Raw genomic sequence first — 26214 nt, 5'->3', positions numbered from 1 at the left:
GCCTATTTAAGTGATGTGCTGAAAAGGTTGCCGACACATAAAGTGACTCAGATTGAAGAATTGCTACCACACCGCTGGAAACCTAAATCGAATTAAAAAATAGGCATGGGGTTCAGCGGACGCTTACAGTAAGCAACAAAGGATTTTTCAAAATAAAAGCCTTAGAACAATCAATGTTCTAAGGCTTTGGGGTAAATCAATTCAGACTGAGTATGCTCTGGATTGTTAAGCACTACGTTTAATTTGTGATGCATGAAGTTCATTCGTAACCTGTTGAATCAAAGCAATGGTCTTATCCCAACCTAAGCATCCATCTGTTATAGATTGACCATAAGTCATGTCACAACTAATTTTTTGATTACCATCCACTAAATGACTTTCCAACATCACGCCACGCACTTGGGTATGCTCACGCTCCGCTACAATAGTGCGTAATACTTCAGGTTGCTTCATTGGGTCTTTATGGCTATTACCATGACTACAATCGATCACTAAAGCCGGTAAATCGCCTTTTACTTTACTACGAATTTTGTCTATTTCAGCCAAACTATAATTTGGACCTGTATTGGAGCCACGTAAAATCAAATGTGCTTGTGGGTTGCCAACAGATTCTAAAATACACGGTAAGCCGGCTTGACTCATACCTAAGAACTGGTGTGGATGGGACGCAGATTGAATGGCATCTAGAGCAATTTGGATTGAGCCATCTGTTCCGTTTTTGAAACCAATACTGTATGGCATATGACTCGAGATTTCACGATGAATTTGTGATTCGCTGGTACGCGCACCGATTGCACCCCAAGCCAAAAGGTCATCAAAATAACCCGTCGCCATTGGGCTTAAAATTTCAGAGGCAATTGGCAAACCCATTTCAATAATTTGTAAGTACAGCTCACGTGATTTTTCTAAGCCCAACTGCATATTAGATGAACCATCTAAACTTGGGTCATACATATAGCCTTTCCAGCCCACTGTAGTACGTGGTTTCTCAATGTATGCGCGCATCACAAGAAAAATTTGATCTGAAACCTGTGCCTGTAATTGTTTTAATTTTTCAGCATATTCCAACGCAGCAATTGGATCATGGATTGAACATGGGCCGCTAATAATCATTAGACGCGGGTCTTGACCCGTCAAAATATTTTGAATCGTTGCACGATGTGCAGCAATTTGCTCTGCAGCATGAACTGATAAAGGTAATTGTTGTTTCAATTGATGTGGCAAGCTCAAAAGTGTTTCTTTTGGCTGTGTAGATTTCTGAATTTCTGAATTTTGAGTTTGTTGTAAAGCTGTATTTAGCGCATTCATTGGTTCTATTCCTTTGGACTGTATACATTAACAGTCCGATCTTTTATCTGAGCGTTATGGGACTTTGGGACTTCAAGGCTTTAGACATAGACTGACTAAAGTAAAACCAATAACCGTTGCTAAAATATGAATTATTTACAGTAAACATGAGATTTCTCCAAAAATATTATAAAAATCAAGACATAAAAAAACCTGATCAGGGTTGCCGATCAGGTATAAACTTGGTGGGCAACCTTTTTCATGCCCGAACGCGTTCAGGCAATTATCTAAACTGCCAGAAGTAATAATATGCGTTTGAGATTAAAGGTTGCTTTAACATCTTGATTTCATCAAAAAGTATCTGTCTGAAAATTAAAATACGCTGTATTCATCGGTTTGACAATAGTTTTTTGCTATTTTGTTGTATTAAATAACTCTGCTGTAAATAATTGCGACCTATTTTTAAAATTTGATGTATTGATTAATAAATAAACATTTATTAGACTGCACAACATTAGGCTGTCTTAAGATTTTTTCCATTTATTTTTAATTCGAGTATTTGCCAATGAAGTAAGCCCTGTTTTTTTCATCATCAAATCCATTTTTTGATGTGCAAACACATGGCTAATGACTTCGACTGCATTTTCTCAAATATTGTCTTTTTTATAGAATAAAATTAGTTATTTGTATTGCGCATCTTTGCTATCGCAAGGTGCATCTATGACTCAAACAGCTTGTACAATTTCCAAACTAAGCTTGGAATTTCCTTCTAAAACACTTTTTAAAAACCTGAAATTTAACCTCAATCAACAACAGCTTTCGGCATGTATTGGTCGCAATGGTTTAGGAAAGTCCTGCCTCCTTAAAATCTTACATGAGCAAAATCTGAAAGATCTCCCCTATGAAGGTGAAATTTTATGGAATGTACCACATGCTTATTTATCACAATTTTCTCGACTAGAAGCTGACACGATTGCTTCTGCACTCGGTGTGGAAGATTTATATAACGCATTTCAACGTATCGAAATAGGCAATGCCAGTTTTGAAGACTTTGAGCTGACTGAAAACCAATGGCACCGTCCTGCACTATGGCAGCAACAACTTAAGCAGGCTTCACTTCCAACAGATTTAAATTTCCCAGTCGCTCAGCTGAGTGAAGGTCAAAAAACCAAATTGGCTTTGTGTGCATTATTTTTAAAAACTGACCATTATTTACTTTTGGATGAGCCAAGTAACCATTTAGATGCATCCTCACATTTCTGGCTCATTGATCGCTTAAAAAACCATCCTGCGGGTGCATTCGTCGTCAGTCATGATCGAGGATTGCTGCAACATGTAGAGCATATCTATGCTTTAAATGAGTTTGGACTCAGTCATGTTACTGGAAACTATGAAGACTACGCTCAACAAAATGATCTGCAAAATAAAGCCTTACAGCGTAATGCTTTACAGCAGCAGCGTGAGTTAAAACAACTCAAATTACAACAACACGAAACACAGATGAAAGCGCAAAAACGAGAACAACAAGGGCGTGTCCTACGCAAGTCAAGCACCCAAGCCAAAGTGTTACTCGATTTAAAAAAGGAACAAGCCGGTCAAAGCCTCGCTTCAGTTCAAACGCAACAGCAGAAGCAATTGGAAGAAAAGAGATCTCAACTGATTCAGTCACAGCAACAACTTGAGCATGTCAAAGAGCAACAATTCGTTTTTCAACATCACGCTGAAAAAACAGGAGAAATCTTAAGAGTTAAACATTTTCATCGCAAAACATCTCAGCACCAGCCTTTCGACTTGGCCTTACAGGCAGGTGAAAAAATTCATTTAAAAGGAAAAAATGGTATTGGTAAATCTACATTTCTAAAGTATTTGAGTCAGACCACATCACAGTCTAGCCATGAAACGTTTTTGTCTGTGCATACCCTGTATTTAGATCAAAACTTGAGTAATTTATCACCTAAACTGAGTGTTTTGGACAATTTGGCAAAGTTTAATCCTGAGGTTTCGTCAACGGAATGGCGTAATCAACTCGGTCAACTTAGAATCCGTGGTCAAAAAGCGGAACTGCCATTTCACTGTTTAAGTGGTGGTGAGCGTTTAAAAGTGACCTTGTTGGGCTTAAATTATTTAACACCGAATATTGAGCTTTTATTGTTAGATGAACCTGAAAATCACTTAGATATAGAATCTAGAGCGTTATTGGCTCAAGCCATTCAGCATTATACAGGTGCAGTGATCCTCGTTTCACATGATGCATATTTTGTAGAATCTTGTGGCATTCAGAATAGCGTGCAATTAGTTGAATAACTCTCGCTCGCTAGATATATCTAAAAAAGCCAAAGTAGATGAACGCTACTTTGGCGAATTTAATGCTTTAGAAATCATCCATTGGAAGCATTAAGGGCAATATTGCTAAACAATACTGTATTTTAACACCCAATTTTCTTCATGATTTTTTGTTTAAGGCGCTGCTGAAGTGAAGATGAACATTCCTTAAACTCGGCACGCCAGTCATTCGGCACTGAGCATTTCGCGAGGCGAACCCAAACGCTGGCAAACTGTTTGATGAAACTGGCTTCATTATAGTGAATACCATATTCCTCACAGAGTGCTTTAATTTTAGGTGCGGCTTCTGCATAGCGGTTTGCAGGCATATCAGGGAATAAATGGTGTTCAATTTGGTGACTCAAATTACCACTGAGTATATGCAACCATTGTGTTCCACTAAAATTACTTGAGCCACGAATTTGACGGAGATACCACTCTGCTCGAGTTTCATTTTCAGTATTATCCATCTCAAAGTTTTCCGCATCTTCTGTAAAATGGCCATTAAAGATGACAGCGGAAGCCCATAAACTACGAATCACGTTGGCTACCGCATTTCCTGCAAATACAGGAATCGCATTGGGACCTGCAATAAGCGGGAAAAACACATAATCTTTAATCACTTGGCGCTTAATTTTCTGACGTACATCGGCTGCTTCATGCCATACATCTTTCCAAGTTTTGGTTTTATACGCAATAACATCTTCTAAATGTAAACGTTGAATGCCGACATACCACTCAAAGAAAACCATGAGTTGGGCAGCCAGTGGAATATTGAAAAGAAAACGTGGCTCCCACTTTTGCGATTCACTCACACGAATTAAGCCATAGCCGACATCATGGTCCATACCGACAATATTGGTATAGGTGTGATGCACATAGTTATGGGTATATTTCCAGTCTTGGCCCGTGGCAATGGTATCCCAATCATAATTAGCACCATTTAAACTCGGGTCATTTAACCAATCAAACTGACCATGCATCACATTATGACCGAGTTCCATGTTCTCTACGATTTTAGAAATACCTAATAAACCCGTACCCATTAACCAAACTGGGGGAATCCAACCTGCAAACATCAACATGCCACGAGAAGCAATCTCGCTATAACGGACAAAATTGCGAATTTTATAAATATACGCTGCATCTTTTTCACCTACACTCTGCATGATTTCACGGCGAATTTGCTCAACTTTTTCGCCAAATTCAGCAGTTTGTTCTGGAGATAAATAACGTGACTTACTATTCGGACGAATATATATCGATTGATTCATGTTGATGCCCCTGATTTGTTTTTATGCGGCTTGGGTTAGAGTTGAATACGTACAGGTGAAATTGCCTGAGAGACACATAATTTGATTTGTGTGTTATTCGCATGATCAATTGCGCCAGTGAGTAAGTTTTTCACTGAACCCTGCAATTTCGTACACGAACAAGTATTACAAATACCCATCCGACAACCATGCGCAGGTTTTAAACCGGCTTTTTCAGCACTTTCAAGTAAGTTACCTTCTGCTAAAAAATCTTGTTGGGCTAAACTAAAAGTGACAGGTTGAGCAGGCACTGAATCATCAGCAATCATTTGAAAGTATTCAGTATTTAAATACTCTGAAAGCTTGAACTCACGATACAGTTGCTCAATGCTTTGCATCATTGGCGCTGCACCACAGGCATAGCAATCTCGCTGCTTAAAATCAGGGACCATGTGATTTAGCACCTCTGGTGAGATATGCAATTTGGTTTTCAGCGTATTAATCGTATGTAAATGCGCACGGTTAGATTGCTTCGCTAGTTGAATCAATTCATCCAAGTAAGCATCATCTCGATTGAAGTAAATCAGGTCAACCGGACGTCCAAGCTGAATTGCTTGTTTAAACAAAGTCATGATTGAGGTAATGCCACTACCTGAAGCAAGCAGTAAAATTGGTCGATCCGAATTTAGCTTTAGGCCAAACTCACCTTGCGGTTGCGATAATTCAACAACATCACCTGTTTTTAATTGCGTCAGGCAGTTGGACACTTTGCCTTGTTGTTTGACGGCAATCACCACATGACCTGATGTATTGATTTCGACGATGCTATAGCTACGTTGATGACGTACACCATCTTTGACAACTGTCACCAGAACACATTGGCCTGGTCGATAATTTTCTGCTTTAAAGTTGTGATTCGCTAAAAAACTCAGTTCATAAAACCCGATCCCCACACAACGTGATTTGACCAATTGTGCTTTTATACGTTTGTAGGCCCAAATTGCATCAAATTTTTCTGCAATAAAATCAATAAAATCTTCCCGAATCCACTCAGGCTTATAACTTGTAGTTGTCATTTTTTGCCTCGGATAATGCATTAATATACATTTGTTTTTAAATTATGCTTACCTTAAGTTTAGTGCTAATTTCCCACCATGTGAATTCGGGACAAAATCTATCATTTGGCATTTTTTATCATTTTATGTCTAACAATCTGTCACTTTTTGCAAATCCTAATTTGAAGTTTTGATTTGTTATAACGACACAAATAAAAAAACTAGGCCAAAGCCTAGTTTTTAAAACAGTGAAAATAAACGTATTAATATTTAAATGATTAGTCGTTTAATCAATAATATTTAAATCAATGTTTAATCTTCAAAATGTACAACAGAGCGAATTGATTTACCTTCATGCATTAAATCAAAGGCTTCATTGATTTTATCCAGCCCCATGGTATGGGTCACGAATGGTTCAAGTTTGATCTCGCCTGACATGGCTTCTTCTACCATACCCGGTAATTGTGAACGACCTTTAACACCACCGAAAGCAGTGCCTTTCCAAGTACGACCTGTAACCAATTGGAATGGACGGGTTGAAATTTCTTGACCTGCACCTGCCACACCAATAATCACAGATTGCCCCCAACCACGGTGAGCACATTCCAAAGCAGAGCGCATCACATTGGTATTGCCAATACATTCAAATGAATGGTCGACGCCCCAACCCGTCATTTCTACAATCACTTCTTGAACTGGACGATCATAATCTTTTGGATTAACAAAATCTGTAGCGCCAAATTCTTCAGCCAGTTTGAATTTGTCAGGATTGGTATCTACGGCAATGATACGACCTGCTTTGGCTTTTTTAGCACCTTGTACCACAGCCAAACCAATACCACCTAAACCAAAGACTGCAACTGAGTCACCTTCCTGAACTTTAGCGGTATTTTTAACTGCACCAAGGCCTGTTGTTACGCCGCAACCCAACAAACATACATGTTCGTGGTTCGCTTCAGGGTTAATTTTTGCCAAAGACACTTCTGCAACCACAGTATATTCAGAGAATGTTGAACAGCCCATATAGTGATAAATCGGCTGACCATTATAAGAAAAACGTGTTGTGCCATCCGGCATTAAACCTTTCCCTTGTGTCGCTCGTACAGATACACAAAGATTTGTTTTACCCGATTTACAGAATAAACATTCACCACATTCTGCGGTATAAAGCGGAATAACATGATCACCCGGTTGCACTGAAGTCACACCTTCACCGACTTCAACCACAACACCTGCACCTTCATGCCCTAAAATTGCTGGAAATACGCCTTCAGGATCATCACCCGACAATGTAAATGCATCTGTATGACACACACCTGTATGGCTAATTTTGACTAAAACCTCACCAGCTTTAGGTGGTGCCACATCAATTTCAACAATTTCTAAAGGCTGACCCGGTCCAAAAGCAACGGCTGCACGTGATTTCATGTCTAAAAACATCCTGTATGGCTTATAGTAACAGATGAGCTACAGTAACCTCTTTTTAAGCCTAGATACAACCTTAAAACATGATGTTATGATGAATTTTTCAAGGAATGATTAATGTTATTCGAATGATACAATTACGTGAAATAAGTTGTACTGTCGGTTTAACTGTTTCGATCAGCCTATTAACTGGATGCAGCTTACCTAGCAATCAGTCAAAAAAAGATGTCCCTATACAATCGCATGCAGACAAATGGATTACATCAGCTACAGACTTAGAAAAATTACAACAAAAACAAACGGCTTATTTAGCCTTAGATGATGCCTTCTTAAGCATTGCTTCTCGCCTACATTTGATTCGAAATGCAAAATACACCATCGATTTGCAATATTATATTTGGGAAAATGATGCTATTGGGCATCTGATGTTTCAAGAGTTACTGCATGCCGCTGACCGAGGGGTAAAAGTAAGGCTATTAATTGATGATCAAAACGGGACGAAACTCGATCCGACCTTACAATCCCTTTCAGCCCATCCCAACATTTCTATCAAACTATTTAATCCATATAAATTCAGAAAATTACGTGCCATTGATTATGCATTTCGCTTAAAGCACATTAACCATCGTATGCATAATAAATTAATTATTGCCGATGGTTTTATGGGCGTAACTGGTGGTCGTAACATCAGTAATGAATATTTTGATGCCAGTGAAAGTTTTCAATTTACAGATTTGGACATCCTTTTCTATGGGGAAGCCATTCAACAAGCCAATCAGGTGTTTTTGAACTTTTGGAATGATGATTTAAGTTATTCTGTCCAGCAATGGATTGGTGCAGGTACAAAAGAAGAATTAAATCAATTAAGACAACAATACCAAGAAAATTCAGCAACGTTGACTAAAGATCAGCAGCGCATTAACTATGCACAGCAACAACTGGCGGCGCAGCTTAAACTTAGACCTGTGAATTGGGCCGAAGCACATTTTATTGCGGATAGTCCAAATAAAATACGTGGTGAAGCTAAAGAGCAAGAATTAATTTATAACCAATTTTCGACCTTGATGGGACAGCCCAAAGAACGCATGGAATTGGTTTCAGCTTATTTTGTTCCTACGCAACAAGGGACTGACTTCCTGGCTGGCCTTGCACGTAAAAATGTAGAAGTCCGCGTCTTAACCAACTCATTTTTAGCCAATGACGTCGCTGTCGTTCATGCGTTTTATCAGAAATATCGCAAAGACTTACTCGAAAATGGCGTGAAATTATATGAATTTAAACCTTATATAGAGCGTTCAAAACGAACGTGGTATGAGGTCATGACCGGAAATATTATTCCTGCGAAAGGTAAAAATGCCTCTAGTTTGCATGCAAAATTTTTCGATATTGACGGTATGGTGTTTATTGGATCGTTTAACTTTGATCCACGTTCCGCAAATTTAAATTCGGAAGTTGGTCTAGTCGTTAAATCTGATCGATTACAAAACGATATTTCTGCCGCATTAAACCAGTATTTACCGCAAATTGCATATGAATTAAAACTAGATAAAAATGGCGAAATCATTTGGTTAGAGCATCAAAAAAATGGAACAATTAAAACTTATACCCATGAACCCGAAACAACTCGATTCCAAAGATTTAGCATAAAAGCAGTGTCATATCTCCCGATTGAATGGATGATGTAATGACAATGTACTGCTAAATGATTAAATTTTCCTCATCGAGGCTATTTATTGAAATAATCTGAAAAGTTCGATCAAGTCGAAGATGTTCTTGGTCAGTCTCGTTTATATGAGTGCTGGCTTTTGAAAATAACCAAACCATTGATTTCGCCAAGACATTCCACTTGGCCATAATTGGCTGCTTTAAGCGCTGCTAAATGTTCCTCAACTGACATATACAACTCATGATTTTGCTGAGCATGTGGTGCATATAGATGATCACACACAAAATACACGCCTTGTGTATTTAACAACGTTTTTACAGTCCGATGAAACTCTGCTGCATACGCCTTATGCCTCAATTTATGCAAAGCCTGATGAATAATAATCACATCAAAGGTGCTTTTCTCATTGAAATGAAGAGGTTCTTCCCAATTAGATTGTTTGAAATCCCCTGTTATAAAATTACATTTTAAGCGTTGCGCTGCACTTAGTTTTCCTTTTGCCAAGTCATGCATAGCTTGGGAAAAATCAAATGCTGTGTAATCTATATTTGGACAATGATTGATTAAAAAATCAGCCAAATAGCCTGGGCCTGAACCGAGTTCAAGCACGTGCGCATTCGGGTTGAAAGCCAAAATAGAGTCGACATACATTTGAAAGATGTCATAACGCCACGGACGTTTAAGATTGACTTCAGTCAGCAGCCCATTGTTTAGCTTCGATTGGATCTTTTAAATCTATAGGGCTGGGCACATCTTTTATGTGTATATTATTTTCGCAATTCATTTTTCTTAGACTTAATTTAGATAGATTGAATGCTATTTATACATAAAATATCTCAATAAAAGCAAAGGTTTTACTCACACTTGATGATGCTTTAACATCCACCGCTTATTTTGTTTTATCTCCCCCTAAAGTTTTCTAATGCAATTTTTTGATTTAAGCCGCCAATTTAATTTAAGTGATATTTTAACGCCTTTTACGACACTTCCTGAACTTGGTCATCAAGAATGGTTTTTGTCGAAAGTTCGGGTTGAGCACGACTGCTTATCTGACAATGAAATGATTGAAGGCCAAGCTGTGCTTAAATCTAATCACAATATCCAAATTGAGTTGGAATGGTTAATCCAAGATACAGGTCATGAATTACAGCTTTTATTTAAAGGCATTGAAACTGCAGCTAGCGAAGAAACTTTGGTGATCGTGAAAGGCGCGCAAATTGTAGATGATGCAAACAAAAAAGTTTCGTCTCAGACTCTGAGTCTATGGATCGATGGTACTTTACTGCCTATGCTGCCTCATATTCGCAAAGAAATTAAAGCGCGTTTAAACCTTTGGGATTATGTTGAATATGATGGCTAAGGAGTTTGCATTTATCCATTATTGAGATGCTACGTTTTGAGTATTGAATGTTTGCCTGTTTAAATGAGATATATACTTCAAGGTATCTCACAATAACGTAAACTTCCCTAAAGTAAGCCTATATCTTTAAATAAGCTTTGATAGGCTTCGGCTTTTTTTTCCAGTGCTAGTGGATAAGCTCTAGATGATGATGGCATACGGTATAAAGTCAAATCTCTGCCTGCAAATTCGGTATGAACAGCATGCCCAATGTGTGGTTTTTCCGTATTTTCTGGCATAGACAGCATTAAAGTATCAGTCGCTTTGTCTCCTGTCGTCATAATACTATGGCAATTAGGCATCTGCGTAAGAAGCTTCGCAATATCGGTTTGCTGATGGATCTGTAAAAACTTGTCTGACGCATTGCCTTTCAAACGAATCACTTGATAGGCCGTATCAAAAATGCCTATGCCTATTTCATTTAAAAAATCTCGAATGAGCTGTTCTTTAAAAGTCTTGCTCTCTAGATTGAGAAAATGATTTTTATCCTGAAAAAAACATAGGCCAAAGATTTTCCACATGTCATTTTGGAAATTTGGATAATAAAAATCCATTTTCCAGCGTGTTTTGGGTGGCGGAAAACTCCCTAGCATCAATAGTTTCCCATTTGATGGCAAAAATGGTGCTAAAGGATGCGTTTCGATTTGCGGATTCGCGTCGGAAATGTCTTTGCTCATATAAATTTAACTTCGCCCAGTGGTTGAATCATAAAATGTCTATGAAAATTGTTCAGTGATATGTTTCGCTATTTTTTCAGCCCATAACTGATAAATTTCTTTACTCGGGTGAAAGCCATCTTTGGCCATTTGTAAGTTTTTCTCACGACATTCTTGTAAATCGTATTCAATTAACCGCATATTCGCTTGAGTGTTAACATAATTTTTTAACAGCGCATTCATCTTTTGTGAATATTGTCCAAACAACCATGACAATGGAAACGGTAAAGCTGGAAACTCATTCATTGGTGGCACACCTGAAATGATCAATAGCTTTGGATGAAACTTTTCCTCAACAGCTTGATATAAGCGCTGCTGGAGCTTCAACCACTGGTCTGGTTGTTTTAATGCTGTGACATCATTGACACCAACAGAACTGATCACGACATCAAAGTTCTGCTTTGCGACATTATCCAAAGCGTTGATGATTTGCTGGCTGTTATGCCCCGTTGTGGCTTCAAGGCAATAGTGAACTTGATAATCAGGCGATAAAATTTTAAGCAATTGTCCCAATAGCGCATCCGACTGATGCTCGACGCCGACACCTGCTGCCGCTGAGTCACCAAGGATCAATACCGATAATGGCCGATTACCCTGACCAATCATTCCACAGCGCTCTCCCACCGGTTCTGCTAAACGTGGGGTATTTTTTTTCACACGGTAACCTTGGATCAGTAATGCAGGTAACAGCAGCAGTGTTGATACTTTGAGTAGCATAATATTTAGCAATGATTGAGAGCTTGTCGACTGCATTATTTTAATTATTTTAAAAAACAAAGCATTGACTCTATTGTTATTTTTCTACATTTTCTTTTTTTAAAAGCACCATTCTGCGGCATATTGCTAGTTTTTTATATTAATAATGATTATCATTTATCTGATTTCATTCTACCTATTTTATTATTTCAATGAAAAAACTTTCCCTACTTTTTTTGGCTTGTTCTATGAGCTTTGCTGTTTCTTCTGCTTTTGCCCAAACTCAAAACTTACCTGCTTTAACCGATACAACAGAAAAAAAACATTTCCCTTATGCTGCTGCATGTGAAGATGTCAAAGCGCAAAGCCAAATATTATTAAACCTACAACATCAGTTAAATCAAAATCCAAAACAACATGCTCAAATTATTGAAGATTTTTGGAAACGTGTAGAGCTTATGGGTACACCAATCATCGAAAAATATGATGAACAACATAGCCGCATAGTTTTCTTATGGAAAGGTGCGCAGCATAATGTACGCCTTATTGGTGGCCCGAGTAATGACCATGAATGGTTAACACGCCTACCAAATACCGATATTTGGTTTAAAGAATCCATCATTGATCATCGTTATATTGGCAGTTATAGCTTTGCTGTCGACTTACCGAACTTAGAAGGTTATCTGTCAAATTATTGTCCGCATCTGAATCCTAAACTTAAAGAATCAAGAACGCAGCGTCGTGCTGTGATACAAGTACAACGCATTGATCCTTTCAACAAAAACACTTATCTCGCAAGTGATGACACATCAGGCTTGCGAAATGAAAATTTAGTGGCGCTTAAAGATGCCCCGCCTTTTATTGATCCAAAACAATATCCAAATGTTAAACAGCCCCAATTACAAGAGTTTGTTCTAGACAGCAAAATTTTGAATAACTCACGTAAAATCCAAATTTACCAATCTAAAGCCAAGAAAAACCAGAGCTATATCACCGCTATATTTTTTGATGGTCAGCAATATAATGAATTACTGAATGTTCCAAAGGCATTAGACATTTTAGTTGAACTAGGTCAATTGCCATCAATTCAAGCCATTTTTGTTTCTCCACCGAACGATCAGGAACGACCTAAAGAATTAACACCAAATATAAAATTTTCAGCATTTTTTAGTGCTGAATTGATGCCTTGGATTCAAAAAAATGCACCTGCAAAAGTCGATTCGAAAAAAACGGTTTTGCTCGGGTCAAGCCTTGGTGGTTTAAGTTCAGCTTATTTAGCCTTAAAAAATCCAAATCAAATTAGTCATGTCGTACCGTTATCTGGATCATTTTGGTGGCAAAATGCGGCGACAGACCTCCCCAATGGCATGAGTAAAATCATTCGTGATAAAACCTCACAACCTAAACAGCATTGGTTTATTACTGCCAATATTTATGAAAGCTCACGCAATAATAATGAACTGAGTATTTTAGAGACTTCGCCTATTGTTGCAGCCGACTTAAAAAATAAAGGTCATGATGTGCATTACAAATCGTATATAGGCGGACATTCCTACGCGGTATGGCAAGTTGCCTTGCAAGATGCACTCAAACATTTTTTTGCGCAAAAGTAGTTTATAAACGTTTAGATCATAAAAAAGCCCTCAATTGAGGGCTTTTTTTGAAGATGGTACTGATTTAATTCCAGCGGTTTATGCGTTTAAAGGTTCCAAAATCATTGAAACGTACACCAACCTCACGCATGACTTGGTGTGCAGTTTTTGCGGTTAGATGACGAATATAAAACGGCTCTTTGACCACAAAATGGTGGATGGCATGGGTCGAACCAAAGTTAAAGCAAAATAATTGCATTGGGAACAACCACCACGGATTTAACACCTGAGTTTGTTTAATGACATCGCGTGGGTCAATATCACCATAATAATGCATATTTGAGCTGATAAATTGCAAGCAGAAAGAGCGTATAAAGTTCGGAATAATCCAAACCACAGCTAGAAAATTAATCGTTGGAATTAATTTCACTAAATTGACTGACCAACTAATACTTTGCCCTAACATCGGAGCAATTCCATTCACCACATGATAAATGACAAATACATACCAAATGCCGTAATAAACAAAACTTAAAGGAAAAAAACCAGTCAGCTGAGAGAAGAATGCAGTTTTACGTTCTTTTTCAGGCTGTTTTTCAATGAATGTCCTAATCATCTTGAACATTTGAAATGGGCGCAAATAAACCGTCATCAATTGATCGCTAATGACCAATATACGACGTAAACCCCACGGCATGCCATTACTAATGCCCCGTTCTTCCAAATCGTATTCTGAACCTGAATATTTATGGTGGTTGAGATGCAAACGACGACGTGCCCAAGGACTAATGGTATTGGGACGTGCTAACCACACCAAAGCCAACATGAGATGGTGAGCCCACGGCGTCTTTTTAAAATACATATAATGAATCAGGTCATGTTCTAATTCATGTGTCAGTGAAGCAAACATCGCCACCAAAATCACACAAGCCCATGCCGGTAAAATGCCAACAGCAAACGCCCAAGCTGAACCCAACATTCCCAGTAGCGCAAAAATAAGGATGGCTGCGCCTATAAAGTTTTGATGTTTTAAAATGGGATATTGCTGACGTAAGTCTTCACCAGCTTTCGTTACGACAGTTCTGACTTTGTTAATTCGCTGTTGATCTGTCATATCGGAAGACATAGACATAGTACAAACCTAAAAATTAATGAACAGTTGTACATTAAAGCAAATTAAAAAAAAGGAAATCGCTATTTTGAGAACAAATCATCGTCTGTTCAAATATTCAACATTTTATTTATTTTCAATATCTTATTTATAAATAATCTGAGTATTTACTCCATTTTTTCTTTGCAAAATCGGCTGCTTTTACTGTCTTTTCATCACAGGTTTGATGTATTCCTTTTTTAACCTACAGAGGATGACGAATATCACTTGAGAATAAAAAAGCCCCAAAATTGGAGCTTTATTATTGAATAAAGGTTTAACCCAATTTATTCACGATCTTCAATGGCAATACTTTCATCGCAAGACCTAAAGGCAACCACGGCCATTGTGGTACATAAGCTTTAACCGGTGCTTTCTCAATAGCTTTTGCTAAAAGATGTGAACCAGTTTTTTCATCGACTTCAAATGGCAGTTTTTTCGCACCTTCATTGATCTCCGTACGAATATAACCAGGGAAAATAGTCGTCACTTTAATTGGGGTATCAATCAGTTCTGCACGAATACCTTCAGCTAGAGCAGCAACACCTGCTTTACTCGCACCATAAGCCGTTAAATGTTTAGGCATGCCGCGCATAGCACTCATCGAAGAAATCACCACCAAATGCCCTGCATTTTGGCTACGGAAAATTTCAACCGCAGCTTCACATTGCGCTAATGCAGAGATAAAGTTAGTTTCAACTGTGGCACGGTTAATTTCAAAATTGCCTTTACCAATACGACGACCTTCACCGACACCTGCGTTGACAATAACACGATCAATACTGCCAAAATCTGCTTTAAAGGCACGGAATACTTCAAACACTTGATCGTAATTTGTGACATCGAGGGTTTTCGCAATCACTTTGATGCCATATTGGCTTTCCAGTTCATTTTTTAGCGTTTCTAGACGCTCTAAACGACGTGCGCAAATGGCCAAGTTGTAGCCTTTTTGTGCAAACTCGCGTGCCATTCCTGCACCAATCCCTGAGCTTGCACCTGTAATTAAAATTGTTTTAGCCATGATAATTCCTTTGTTTATCTTAGATCCAAGTCAATAAATTTGGATCAACTGCTTTTATAAAATGGTGTTCATTTAAACTGAGTAATTGCGGTTCATTTCCAACCAAACGCAGTGTTGTCATACTGGTATTGGCAATGGCCCAATTGAGTGCAAATGTTTTTTCTGGACTCAGCCCTAAAATTTTACCTACGGCAACGGAGATCACTCCACCTGAACTAAACACAACAGCATAGCGTGGTTTGGTTTCAGCCAGTTGAGTGCATAACTTTTCTAGCGCTGTTTCGACTCGACTTTTAAAATGTGGCCAAGATTCATCATATTCATGATGAAATTCTCCACCTGTCCAACGCTCAATGGCGCCTTCAAAAATTTTCGATAAATAAGCACGTGGGTTTTCATGCTTAGATACATCTTCTTTTAATAAATGCGGTTGGTTAAATCGAGGTTCATATTGAGCAAAAACTTGCTGATGATTAAATTCATTCCACGCGTTATCTGTATCAACTTGTGCTTCTGGAAAGCATTCAGCCAATGCAAGATTGGCTGTTTGTTGATGACGTTGCATGGAGCCTGCAACCACATAAGGACTTTCTTTTAAAATACGGTCGAAATACTGTCCCAGCACCTTAGCCTGTAGCTCACCATTGGGAGAAAGCTTGTCATAGCTTTCTGCACCAAAAGAAGCCTGACCGTGCCGAATTAAATATATCGTGGTCATTTCCCTAAAATATCCTTCATTTTTTCAATATATTTTTGTGCCACATCATTGGCTTCAAGTTTTTGCAAACCGATAAGTTTTAAGGCACGAATATGTAAAGCATGGATCACAATCCAAAAATCTTTGAATGCCGGATTATTGGTTTGTTTGTGGTAAAAGCGGTAATAAATTTGCTGTGCGATCACGGCTAAACGGAAAATGCCGAATACTTCATAAAATGTCCAGTTGTCTGTTTGTAGACCAGTTTTTTCTAAGTAATATTCAACGACTTCTTTACGACTAAACATACCTTTCAAGTTAGTCGGCTGGCGTCGAGTCGCTTTAAAAATTGCGTTATCGCCACTTTCAACCCAATACGCTAAAGCTGAACCTAAGTCCATCAGTGGATCGCCAAGCGTTGCCATTTCCCAATCCAATACGCCAATCACTTGGGTAGGATCATTTGGATCTAAAATGACGTTGTCAAAACGCCAATCGTTATGAATTACACAGGTTTTAGAGTCAGCAGGAATATTGTCTTTGAGCCAATTACGGACATATTTAAAAGAAGGAACATTTAAGGTTTTGGCTTTTTCATAGCGTGCGTCCCAACCTTCCACTTGACGACGACAGTAGCCGTCGCCCTTGCCTATTTTTTCTAAAGCTGTGCCTTCATATGGCACTTGATGCAGTTCAATTAACTTGTCGATGACGTTGGTACATAACGCTCGAACTTGGCTTTCATCAAAATTTAATTCTTTGGGTAAGTTTGCACGTGGAATGATGCCTTCTACGCGCTTCATCACGTAGAAATCACAGCCAATAACTGATTCATCCTGACATAGCGCCACCATTTCAGGGAGTACAGGATAAAATTCAGATAATGCTTTCTGTACGTTAAATTCACGTGCCATATCATGTGCAGACTTGGCTTTGGTACCTTTCGGTGGACGACGTAAGATTAAATCAGCATTGTCGTATTTTAAGCGATAAGTCCAATTTGATGCGCCACCTGAATATTGAGTGACTTCAACAGGCCCTTCTATTTCAACGCCATGTTCAATCAACCAATTGCCTACAGCACGTACATCCAGTTCTTCACCCTCACGAACTGAACCGCCTACATCAATCACTGACATGCTTTTCTTCCTAAACTTGAATCTATCATGATGATAAAAATATAATTTTCTATAGTTTTATAGCATGGACAACTCGGGGTTGCCATGCCAAATATGTGACTACAACTTGTTTATTTTTTACGACGGCTGCTGTAACCGCGCTTAGCCAATTCTAATTTAGCAATCATGCCTTTATGTACTTCATCAGGGCCATCAGCTAGACGCAGTGAACGTGCTTGGGCAAAGAAACCTGTGAGCGGTGTATCTCGAGAAACCCCAGCACCACCGTGAATTTGAATCGCCATATCAACGACTTTTTCTAAGACACTTGGCGCAACCACTTTAATTGCCGAAATCTCGGTTAATGCAGCCATATTCCCTAGAGTATCCATTTTATATGCTGCATAGAGGGTCAGTAAACGTGCTTGATCGATCGCAACACGTGCTTCTGCAACACGCTCTAAATTGCCACCGAGTTTTAAAATTTCTTTACCAAAAGCAGTACGGCTCATACCACGGTCAATCATCAGTTCTAGCGATTTTTCAGCTGCACCAATACACCGCATACAGTGATGAATACGGCCTGGGCCTAAGCGACCTTGTGCAATTTCAAAACCTTGACCAGCGCCGCCAATAAAGTTTGCAACAGGAACACGTACATTTGTGAAGCTAATTTCTCCATGTCCATGAGGTGCATCATAATCACCAAAGACTGGAAGCATACGTTCGATTTTCACTCCAGCAGTTTCAACTGGTACTAAAACCATAGAATGCTGATGATGACGGTCTTTGCTTTCATCTGGTGTATGTGCCATAAAAATAATGATTTTGGCATTTGGATCACCTAAACCTGAAGACCACCATTTACGGCCATTCAACACAATTTCGTCGCCTTCAACGACAGCTGTTGCTTCCATATTGGTGGCATCACTTGAAGCAACAGCAGGTTCTGTCATGCAAAACACCGAACGGATTTTGCCGTCTAGTAATGGTGTTAACCACTGCTGCTTTTGTTGTTCCGTACCATAGCGCCAAATCACTTCCATATTGCCGCTGTCTGGTGCATTACAATTGAATACCGTGGGTGCAAGTAAGCTACGGCCTGAAAGTTCTGCGATGTGTGCATATTCTTGTACAGATAAGCCTTGCCCAAGTTCAGGACAAGGTAAGAACATATTCCATAAGCCTGCAGCTTTGGCTTTATCCTTTAAAACCTCTAACTGTGCCGGCCATTGCCATTTGGTCCAATCACCACCTTGGTTCAACTCATGAACTTCTGCCCAAAACTCAGTTTCTACAGGCTCAATTTCATCTTTAATAAATTTTTTTGTTCTTTCAATATAATCTTGTGCACGTGCTGAAAGTTCAAACATGACAATATCCTTTAAATATTATGTTCTTTACGCTTTACAACACCATAACCTGAAATCTAATATGAACAAAATGATTTAATTCAATAGATGAACATGAATAGTATTCATAAAAACACCGTCATTGATATGGGTGTTTTCCACCGTATGGATATCAATTTATATCCACTGTATATCGCAGTTTATGAACAAAAAAGCATTTCAAAAGCAGCACAAATTTTGTGTATTACTCAGTCTGCAGCGAGTCATGCACTTCAACGTTTAAGACAACATTTACAAGATGACTTATTTGTACGTGCTGGAGCAAAAATGCTCCCGACTCCATTTGCTGAACAGATTTATCCCGTAATTAAAAATGCGCTTATTGCGATTCAAAGTATTTCTATCCAAAAACAACAATTTACTCCTTCAATGGTACAGAGCTTAAAAATTGCGGTACATGATGAAATTGAACCGATTATTTTTCCTAAGTTAGTTGAACACTTTCAACAGCAACAGTTTCAGATCCAATTTTCCAGTATTAAATTAGACCGCAAAACCATTGTGGCTGACCTTGCTGCACAGCAAATCGATTTTGCGATTGATCTTGAGCAAAACTTTGGTGAAAAAATAAATTTTCAAACTTTAGTTGAAGACCAATTCGTGGTTTGTAGTCAACATTCCAAGATGGATGAATCTATTTATCTTTCTGCTCCTCACATTGGGGTTTCTTCCCGACGTGCAGGTGTATTAGTTGAAGATATTTATTTAAATCGTAAAAAACACTCTAGAGAGATTTTTTTACGCTGTCAGCATTACTCTACTGCGCTACAAATTTTGGCACAGCAACCCAAGGCAATATTAACGATTCCGCAAAATATTTTGACGCATTTACAGGTTGCTCCCGAACTGAATATTTTTGATGTACCTGTAGACTTGCCGAAAATTAAACTAGGGATGTATTGGCATAATGATTTGGAATTAAATTCGCGGCATGTTTTTTTGCGAAGCCAAATTTCTAAAATTTTTGCTTAGGCTATTTTATGATGATATATCAGCTTGCTTAGGCTATTCACATGGATTTAGATTTAATTCTGCGTGATGAAACTTGCTGTATATTTATAGATCAAATGCTGATTATTTAATGTATTTTTAACTGACCGTCGGTTTATTCGACAGCCATAAATCATGAGTTCTTATAAAATCTAAACTCCTGTTTTTATGCGATATGACTTCGTTCATATCATTATGTATGCTTTCAAATCTCTCCACAAATTGGCTCATGGCTTTAGGTGCAGTACTGTGCCTGATCACAGTCTATGTTCTTTATAAAGTCACCATTTTCTTAAAGGATTTTTTTCAACCTTTTAAGAAAGGAAAATCTTACCTCTGCCGTGTATCCGATATTAGTGATGGCGATACCCTCACCTGCTATCGGATGAATCTAAGACGTTCTAAAACCAAACTTCGCTTTGCTTATGTGGATGCGCCAGAATCGACACAAGCCTACGGTAAAGAGTCAGCCCGCCTGATCAAATCCATGGTTTACAAGAAATTTGTCCGCGTAAAAATCACTGATGTAGACCGTTATGGCCGCTGCGTTGGGGTTATTTATCGCTATCGTAAATGCATGAATGAAGAAATGGTAAAACGTGGTGCTGCGTGGGTGTACGAAGAATACATCCGTGACCAAAAGCATTTGCACTATATGATGAATTTACAAAGCAAAGCACGTAAACAAAAGAAAGGTTTATGGAAAGCCAGTCGTCCAATGCGCCCTAAACAGTATCGTAAATTACATAAATAACAGACCACATTGCAGCATGGCTAAGGAATATTTGATGACTTAGCCATGTCTAATATTTGACCTTTTTTTACTTCGCTATACAATAATGCTGCTCTTTTGGGCATAGAAAATAAATTAGATAATTAAAATTGGAATAATAATGACTGAACTTACTTCAAGCGAATTGAATCCGTTTCAACAAGATCAAAATATTCAGCCTCAAATTCAAAAAGCCGATCATCCACTGTCTCCTGAAGGACGTTTTGGCCGCCTGTCCTATTTAGCGTGGTTATTTATCATTAGTATGATTTATACCTGCCTATTGGGCATCAGCGTCGCGCTGGGTCTTTTTGCATTTTTCAATTCAGCAGAACGTAGTATTGATGCACTTTTTAATTCATTCTTAGGGCTCAGTGCGATCGCTCTGATTGTCGTTTCTATTGTTGCAATGTTTGTCGCAATGATCTGCATTACGATTCGTCGTTTACATGATCTAAATAAAAGCGGTTGGCTCTGTTTAATTTTTCTCATCCCACTGGTCGGAACCATCTTTAGCATTTATGTGATGGCTGCAAAAGGCACTGAAGGTGAAAATAAATATGGCATAAAACGTCCAACGGAACAAACAGAGAAAGTTATTGGGTCATTGTATCTAATCCTGATGATTGTTTATTTATTGGTCATGATCCCATTGATGTTCAATATGCAAAGTATGATGAACAATTTAGAACAAGCGCAATTACAAGAACAAGCGATGATGTCTGAAGGTGAACTTGAATTAACGGATGAACAAATTGCGGCTTATTTAGAGCAAGCTGAATCAGAAGGTGAAGAACTTGCTTATGCAGATGGTGAAAGTGTAGAAATTTCAGAAAATGCAGACAGTTCAGCGGAAGATGCTGCAATTGCAGCTGCAGAAGCTTCTGTAGAATAAACACGTATTGTTTAAGGTATCAATTCAACGATATGCATTGAACGATAAGCTTTAAATGAAATGCTATGCAAGAAAACCTGTGTGCCCGCAGGTTTTTTTATCCCTGTTTTTTATGCTTTGAGTTGTTCACTTGAATTGAAAATAAATTAGGCGTAAAGTTGCCAATAATTTAGTTACCCTAGTTAACTATCATGAATACCTCATTAGGTTTCCGCTCTTCACTTCTGCGCTGTGCGCGTCTGATGAGTGATGAAATCAACACGATTTTATTGCCCTATCAATTGAACTATTCGCTTTGGCAAGTCATGTTTGTCATCCGTAAAAAAACCGCTTGTACATCTATTGAAATGGCGGAATATTTAAACGTATCCAAGCCATCTATCACAAAGCGAGTCAAAATTCTTGCACAGATGGATATTTTGAGTCATGTACAAACTGACGATAAACGTCAAAAGAAAATGATGCTCAGCGAGACTGGACGTGAGTTATTTCAGCAATGTGCAAAAGACATAGATGCCTTTGAGCAGCGCCTGATCGCGCCATTAGCTAGCCAAGATATCCAACATTCCATTCAAATTTTACACCGTCTCATGCAAGAACTTGAACAAAACACTGTAGGTGATGATCATGCAAGATAAAGCACCACTTTGGACTCGAAATTTTATTTTAGTCAGCGCCATTAACTTCCAATTGGTTTTAACCTTTTATCTCTTGGTTGTGGTGATCGTGGGCTATGCGGTGGCTGAATTGGGTGCGACAACTGCTCAAGCCGGTCTAGTTTCAGGCTTGTTCATTGTCGGCACACTGGTCGGGCGTTTATTGGTGGGTAAATTCCTAGAACGCTTTGGACGTAAAACGACACTGATCGTTGGTTTAATTGGCTTTTTAATCTTTTCTGGTTTTTACTTCATTCAGTCTGGCGTCGGCATGTTGCTATTTATACGCTTTATGCATGGCTTTATGATGGGTATGGCATCTACAGTGCTGGGTACCCTAATTGCCCAAATCTTACCAGCGACACGTCGAGGTGAAGGCATTGGCTACTACAGCATGAGTAGTACGTTAGGTACGGCTATTGGGCCATTTCTTGCCATTTGGATGATGTTACACATTGGTTATCACGCGATTTTTATCGTTTCTACGATTATCGCATTGAGCTGCTTATTGGTTGCCTTGCTGATTCAAGTGCCCGATTTACCCAAAATCAATAAATCCCTCGATACTGTTGAAGCTGTCAAAAAACCGAGTTGGATTGCTCAATTTGTAGAACCTAAAGCATTACCGATATCGTTCATCATGCTTTTCGCTTCAATCTGCTATTCAGGCGTATTGTCTTTCATTAACTTCTATGCCAAAGAAATCGATTTGGTTGAAACAGCCTCGTTTTTCTTTTTGATGTATGCCATTGCGATTTTAATTTCTCGCCCATTTACAGGCCCGTTGATGGACCGTAAAGGTGAAAATGTAGTGATCTACCCTGCTTTTGTGATTATGGGCGTGGCATTGGTATTACTCAGCATCACTCAGAGTTCATGGATGCTTTTACTTTGTGCAGGCCTACTTGGACTCGGTTATGGCAATATTCAGTCGGTCTGCCAAACAGTTGCCGTGAAAAGTGCACCGCTTGAACGTATGGGCTTTGCCACTTCGACTTTCTTTATCTTTTTAGATGCCGGTTTAGGCTTTGGACCATACTTTATCGGTAAATTGCTCGACCATATTGGTTACTCACAATTGTATTTGTATAGCGCATTTGCTGCCTTTGCATGTATTGGTGCTTACTACATTTTACATGGTCGTTATACCGTTCGAACGGCTTAAACTATAACTAAACATCAAATCGTCGGCTGAAACGTCGACGATATTCTAAGGGGCTCAGCCCCGTTTTTTTTTGAAATAACCGTCGAAATGAGCTTGGGTCATTATAGCCGACATCTCGCATAATCAGATCTAAAGCATGTCCCGTTTCTTCTAAACGCTTTCGTGCAGCTTCAATCCGTATTGATTGTAAGTATTGATTGGGAGGCATATCCAAAGCCGCTTTAAAATGACGAATCAATGTCCTTGTTGTCACATTAAACTGCGCCGCAAGTTCATCTAAGACTATATTTTCATGATAATGCTGTTCCAACCAATCTTGAACTTTTTGCACCAAACCATCCTGATGCGGTTTAGATATTTTCAATAATGAATAGGACAACTGACTATCACGACGATAATCCAATACAAATGATTTTGCCGTGTGGATTGCCGTTTCAAAACCATAAAAACGTTCTATCAGGTGCAGTCCCAAATCAAACCATGCTAAGCCACCTCCAGCACAGTATATATTTTGATCATGGCTAATGAGCTGATCTGCATTCAGTCTTACCAAAGGATAGCGTTCACGAAACATTTGCTGAAAGCCCCAATGCGTCGTTGCCTGCTTGCCATCTAAAAGCCCTGCTTCTGCCAGAAAAAAATTACCCGTACAATTTCCTGCGATCAGTCCGCTTTGCAATTGCCGAGTTTTTAATAACTCGATTAGCGCTGAATTTTGCGCTAAAACATCTAAGATCGGCGCGCCTATCGTTGGAACAATGATGATATCTGCATCTGTTATTTCAGAAAATGCTAAATCTGCATAAAGCTTGATGCCATTGATACATTGCACAGCTTGACCATGTTGTGAGGCAATTTTAACCTGAAATAGCCGCTGCACATTTTGTTTTTGAATCCGGTTCCAACTGACTCCCGCCATTGCAAATAGATCAACAACTCCAGTAATCGCTGAAGCCAAAGCACCATCAAATGCTAAAATTATAATTTTCTTCATTTAAAGTTCAAATTATCAAAATGTCATTTTTGACCTATTAAGTGTCATTATTGACAATTCTATATCCAAAAATCAACTGCTAGGCTTGATGCATAAAATTCAACCCGATTAGAGATTGAGCAATGGCGCAGTTAATCAATGACAAAGATTTAAATTTTTTGCTATTTGACGTGTTTAAAGCGCAAGACTTAACGTATTACCCACGTTTTGCTGAGCATGATGCTGAAACCTTCAAAAGCATCCTAGAAACTGCACAAGGTATTGCTCAAGACTTTTTTGCCCCCCATAACGCAACAGCCGATCAAAACGAACCTACCTTTGATGGTCAACAGGTTAAAACCATTGCTGAAGTCAAAACGGCATGGAAACAATTTGCAGATGCCGGCCTGCTTTGTGCGCAGCATGATTATGATGCAGGCGGTATGCAACTTCCGACTTTGATCAATATGGCTGCAAATGCCTATTTCATGTCGGCAAATCCTTCGTCAGTGGCTTATTCTTTTCTAACCGCTGCGGCTGCAAATGTGATTCAGGCTTTCGGTACGACCGAACAAAAAGATATGTTTGTACCGTATATGTTCAGTGGTCGCTTTGCAGGAACGATGGCCATGACTGAACCTGATGTGGGTTCATCTTTAGGTGATTTGACCACAAAAGCCATACCGCAAGCCGATGGAACATACCTCATCAAAGGCCAAAAGATGTTTATTTCAGGGGGTGACCAAGACATCACTGAAAATATCGTGCATTTGGTCCTTGCTCGCATCCAAGACGCACCTCAGGGCGTGAAAGGTATATCGCTGTTTATTGTTCCAAAGTTTAAAACCCTGAGTGATGGTTCACTTGCAGGCGCCAATGACGTTCAACTGGCTGGTTTATTGCATAAAATGGGCTACAGAGGTACAACATCGACAGTACTGAGCTTTGGTGAAAAAGATCAATGTACTGGCTATCTGATTGGTGAAGCAGGTGCTGGTCTTAAATATATGTTTAAGATGATGAATGAAGCGCGAGTCGGAGTCGGCTTAGGTGCAGCCATGATTGGATACCGTGGCTATTTAGAATCGCTCGAATATGCAAAGAATCGTCCACAAGGCCGCTTAGTTTCAGATAAAAATCCTGCCGCAAAACCTGTCAATATTATTCAACATACAGATGTTAAACGGATGCTTTTGGCACAAAAATCCTATGTCGAAGGCGCACTTGCATTATGTTTGTTTGCTGCACGATTAATTGATGAACATCAAGCCGCTAACAATGAAGATAGTGCGCTGTTATTAGATTTAATTATCCCTGTTGTCAAATCATTCCCTTCTGCCTATGGACCCAAAGCCAATGATTTAGCCATCCAAGTTTTAGGTGGCGCTGGCTATACCCGTGAATATCCGCTTGAACAATGCTATCGCGACAATCGCTTAAATCCGATCCATGAAGGCACATTTGGTATTCAATCTTTGGATTTGTTGGGTCGTAAGCTTTGGCAGCACAACAGCAAAGGTTTAATGCTGTTATTACAACGTATGCAAAATACGATTGATCAAGCTCAACATCCAAAAACTCAAGCGCTTGCAGCAATTTTTTCAGCGCATTTAAACACGGTGAAGAAAACCACACAAAGTTTGGGACAAGTCCTCGCCCAAGGTCGTGTCGATCAGGCACTGGGAAATTCTGCGTTGTATCTAGACATGATGGGCAAAGTCATCATTTCATGGCTATGGCTTGAAATGGCCAATCAAGCCCTTGTGAAATTTGAACATTCAGATTTAGCTGAAGATCAACAATACTTAGCTGGTAAATTACAAGCCGCGCAATATTTTATCCGCTGGGAACTACCTGAAATAGAGCACCAAGCCAAGTTATTGCTAGAACTTGATGATACTTGTCTCAACATGCAAGAAAGTTGGTTCTAGCCACTCGTTTAGCTCAGTCCTCA

General features: G+C 39.0%; 24 protein-coding genes. 11 read left to right on the top strand and 13 right to left on the bottom strand.

Annotated elements, in window-relative coordinates:
- Window positions 1–96: transposase domain-containing protein (locus tag FTT88_RS07850; RefSeq protein WP_179992416.1), on the top strand; the 96-nt coding region annotated here is incomplete at its 5' end.
- Between the two features lie 129 nt (window positions 97–225).
- On the opposite strand, the gene FTT88_RS07845 is transcribed toward FTT88_RS07850, so the two are convergent.
- Entirely contained in the window at window positions 226–1308 is a 1083-nt protein-coding gene (locus tag FTT88_RS07845) for a 3-deoxy-7-phosphoheptulonate synthase (RefSeq protein ID WP_180088380.1), read from the bottom strand.
- A gap of 699 nt (window positions 1309–2007) precedes the next feature.
- On the opposite strand from FTT88_RS07845, the gene FTT88_RS07840 reads away from it, so the two are divergent.
- Window positions 2008–3591: an ATP-binding cassette domain-containing protein gene (locus FTT88_RS07840; protein WP_180173862.1), complete on the top strand. Its 1584-nt coding sequence runs from the start codon at window positions 2008–2010 to the stop codon at window positions 3589–3591.
- A gap of 122 nt (window positions 3592–3713) precedes the next feature.
- On the opposite strand, the gene FTT88_RS07835 is transcribed toward FTT88_RS07840, so the two are convergent.
- The 3 genes from FTT88_RS07835 to FTT88_RS07825 form a co-directional block, all read right to left on the bottom strand.
- A complete protein-coding gene (locus FTT88_RS07835) occupies window positions 3714–4883 on the bottom strand; it encodes an acyl-CoA desaturase (protein ID WP_180173861.1) in 1170 nt (389 codons plus the stop codon).
- A 35-nt stretch (window positions 4884–4918) separates the two neighbouring features.
- Window positions 4919–5938 carry a flavin reductase family protein gene (locus tag FTT88_RS07830; protein ID WP_180173860.1) on the bottom strand — a complete coding sequence of 340 codons (1020 nt, stop codon included), beginning with the start codon at window positions 5936–5938 and terminating at the stop codon, window positions 4919–4921.
- Between the two features lie 291 nt (window positions 5939–6229).
- The gene (locus FTT88_RS07825) at window positions 6230–7345 is read right to left on the bottom strand and encodes an S-(hydroxymethyl)glutathione dehydrogenase/class III alcohol dehydrogenase (protein ID WP_078193885.1); all 1116 of its coding nucleotides are present in this window, start codon (window positions 7343–7345) and stop codon (window positions 6230–6232) included.
- Window positions 7346–7470: 125 nt separating this feature from the next.
- On the opposite strand from FTT88_RS07825, the gene FTT88_RS07820 reads away from it, so the two are divergent.
- On the top strand, window positions 7471–9027 hold the full coding sequence (locus tag FTT88_RS07820; protein WP_180173859.1) for a phospholipase D family protein: 1557 nt from the start codon (window positions 7471–7473) through the stop codon (window positions 9025–9027).
- A 92-nt stretch (window positions 9028–9119) separates the two neighbouring features.
- Here the strand turns inward: FTT88_RS07820 and FTT88_RS07815 are convergent, their stop codons facing one another.
- Complete coding sequence (locus tag FTT88_RS07815; RefSeq protein ID WP_306670298.1) at window positions 9120–9659, bottom strand: class I SAM-dependent methyltransferase; 540 nt, start codon at window positions 9657–9659, stop codon at window positions 9120–9122.
- A gap of 271 nt (window positions 9660–9930) precedes the next feature.
- Here FTT88_RS07815 and FTT88_RS07810 point away from each other — a divergent pair, with 271 nt between their 5' ends.
- Window positions 9931–10368, top strand: coding sequence for a hypothetical protein (locus tag FTT88_RS07810; RefSeq protein ID WP_180173858.1), 438 nt, complete (start codon window positions 9931–9933; stop codon window positions 10366–10368).
- Window positions 10369–10475: 107 nt separating this feature from the next.
- Here the strand turns inward: FTT88_RS07810 and FTT88_RS07805 are convergent, their stop codons facing one another.
- Window positions 10476–11084 carry a uracil-DNA glycosylase family protein gene (locus tag FTT88_RS07805; protein ID WP_180023624.1) on the bottom strand — a complete coding sequence of 203 codons (609 nt, stop codon included), beginning with the start codon at window positions 11082–11084 and terminating at the stop codon, window positions 10476–10478.
- Window positions 11085–11123: 39 nt separating this feature from the next.
- Window positions 11124–11840, bottom strand: coding sequence for an SGNH/GDSL hydrolase family protein (locus FTT88_RS07800; protein WP_180173857.1), 717 nt, complete (start codon window positions 11838–11840; stop codon window positions 11124–11126).
- 227 nt (window positions 11841–12067) lie between these two features.
- On the opposite strand from FTT88_RS07800, the gene FTT88_RS07795 reads away from it, so the two are divergent.
- The gene (locus tag FTT88_RS07795) at window positions 12068–13432 is read left to right on the top strand and encodes an alpha/beta fold hydrolase (RefSeq protein WP_180173856.1); all 1365 of its coding nucleotides are present in this window, start codon (window positions 12068–12070) and stop codon (window positions 13430–13432) included.
- A gap of 64 nt (window positions 13433–13496) precedes the next feature.
- On the opposite strand, the gene FTT88_RS07790 is transcribed toward FTT88_RS07795, so the two are convergent.
- The 5 genes from FTT88_RS07790 to FTT88_RS07770 all read right to left on the bottom strand — a co-directional run bounded on the left by FTT88_RS07790 (window position 13497) and on the right by FTT88_RS07770 (window position 18770).
- Window positions 13497–14543, bottom strand: a complete 1047-nt coding sequence (locus tag FTT88_RS07790) for a fatty acid desaturase (RefSeq protein WP_180011456.1) — start codon at window positions 14541–14543, stop codon at window positions 13497–13499.
- A gap of 295 nt (window positions 14544–14838) precedes the next feature.
- Entirely contained in the window at window positions 14839–15582 is a 744-nt protein-coding gene (locus FTT88_RS07785; protein ID WP_078193819.1) for an SDR family oxidoreductase, read from the bottom strand.
- A gap of 19 nt (window positions 15583–15601) precedes the next feature.
- Window positions 15602–16300 carry a histidine phosphatase family protein gene (locus tag FTT88_RS07780; RefSeq protein WP_078193820.1) on the bottom strand — a complete coding sequence of 233 codons (699 nt, stop codon included), beginning with the start codon at window positions 16298–16300 and terminating at the stop codon, window positions 15602–15604.
- On the bottom strand, window positions 16297–17418 hold the full coding sequence (locus FTT88_RS07775) for a phosphotransferase family protein (protein WP_168377545.1): 1122 nt from the start codon (window positions 17416–17418) through the stop codon (window positions 16297–16299). Before FTT88_RS07775 ends, FTT88_RS07780 begins: the two co-directional genes overlap by 4 nt.
- A 110-nt stretch (window positions 17419–17528) precedes the next feature.
- The gene (locus FTT88_RS07770; protein ID WP_078190971.1) at window positions 17529–18770 is read right to left on the bottom strand and encodes an acyl-CoA dehydrogenase family protein; all 1242 of its coding nucleotides are present in this window, start codon (window positions 18768–18770) and stop codon (window positions 17529–17531) included.
- 93 nt (window positions 18771–18863) lie between these two features.
- On the opposite strand from FTT88_RS07770, the gene FTT88_RS07765 reads away from it, so the two are divergent.
- The 5 genes from FTT88_RS07765 (at window position 18864) to FTT88_RS07745 (ending at window position 23287) form a co-directional block, all read left to right on the top strand.
- Window positions 18864–19781, top strand: a complete 918-nt coding sequence (locus FTT88_RS07765) for a LysR family transcriptional regulator (RefSeq protein WP_180021744.1) — start codon at window positions 18864–18866, stop codon at window positions 19779–19781.
- A gap of 217 nt (window positions 19782–19998) precedes the next feature.
- Complete coding sequence (locus tag FTT88_RS07760) at window positions 19999–20553, top strand: thermonuclease family protein (RefSeq protein ID WP_180173855.1); 555 nt, start codon at window positions 19999–20001, stop codon at window positions 20551–20553.
- A gap of 139 nt (window positions 20554–20692) precedes the next feature.
- Window positions 20693–21466, top strand: a complete 774-nt coding sequence (locus FTT88_RS07755) for a DUF805 domain-containing protein (RefSeq protein ID WP_180173854.1) — start codon at window positions 20693–20695, stop codon at window positions 21464–21466.
- A 191-nt stretch (window positions 21467–21657) separates the two neighbouring features.
- The gene (locus FTT88_RS07750; RefSeq protein ID WP_180173853.1) at window positions 21658–22104 is read left to right on the top strand and encodes a MarR family winged helix-turn-helix transcriptional regulator; all 447 of its coding nucleotides are present in this window, start codon (window positions 21658–21660) and stop codon (window positions 22102–22104) included.
- Complete coding sequence (locus FTT88_RS07745; protein WP_180173852.1) at window positions 22088–23287, top strand: MFS transporter; 1200 nt, start codon at window positions 22088–22090, stop codon at window positions 23285–23287. The genes FTT88_RS07750 and FTT88_RS07745 overlap by 17 nt, the downstream gene beginning before the upstream one ends.
- A gap of 7 nt (window positions 23288–23294) precedes the next feature.
- Here FTT88_RS07745 and FTT88_RS07740 read toward each other — a convergent pair whose 3' ends face one another.
- Window positions 23295–24281 (bottom strand): GlxA family transcriptional regulator, encoded by a 987-nt coding sequence (locus tag FTT88_RS07740; RefSeq protein WP_180173851.1) that lies wholly within the window; start codon window positions 24279–24281, stop codon window positions 23295–23297.
- A gap of 122 nt (window positions 24282–24403) precedes the next feature.
- Here FTT88_RS07740 and FTT88_RS07735 point away from each other — a divergent pair, with 122 nt between their 5' ends.
- Window positions 24404–26191, top strand: a complete 1788-nt coding sequence (locus tag FTT88_RS07735) for an acyl-CoA dehydrogenase (RefSeq protein WP_180173850.1) — start codon at window positions 24404–24406, stop codon at window positions 26189–26191.
- Window positions 26192–26214 lie beyond the last annotated feature (23 nt).

Source organism: Acinetobacter sp. YH01024, from assembly GCF_013420195.1.
Taxonomy (GTDB): Bacteria; Pseudomonadota; Gammaproteobacteria; order Pseudomonadales; family Moraxellaceae; genus Acinetobacter; species Acinetobacter amyesii.
This window is presented reverse-complemented; position numbering and strand designations above follow the sequence as displayed.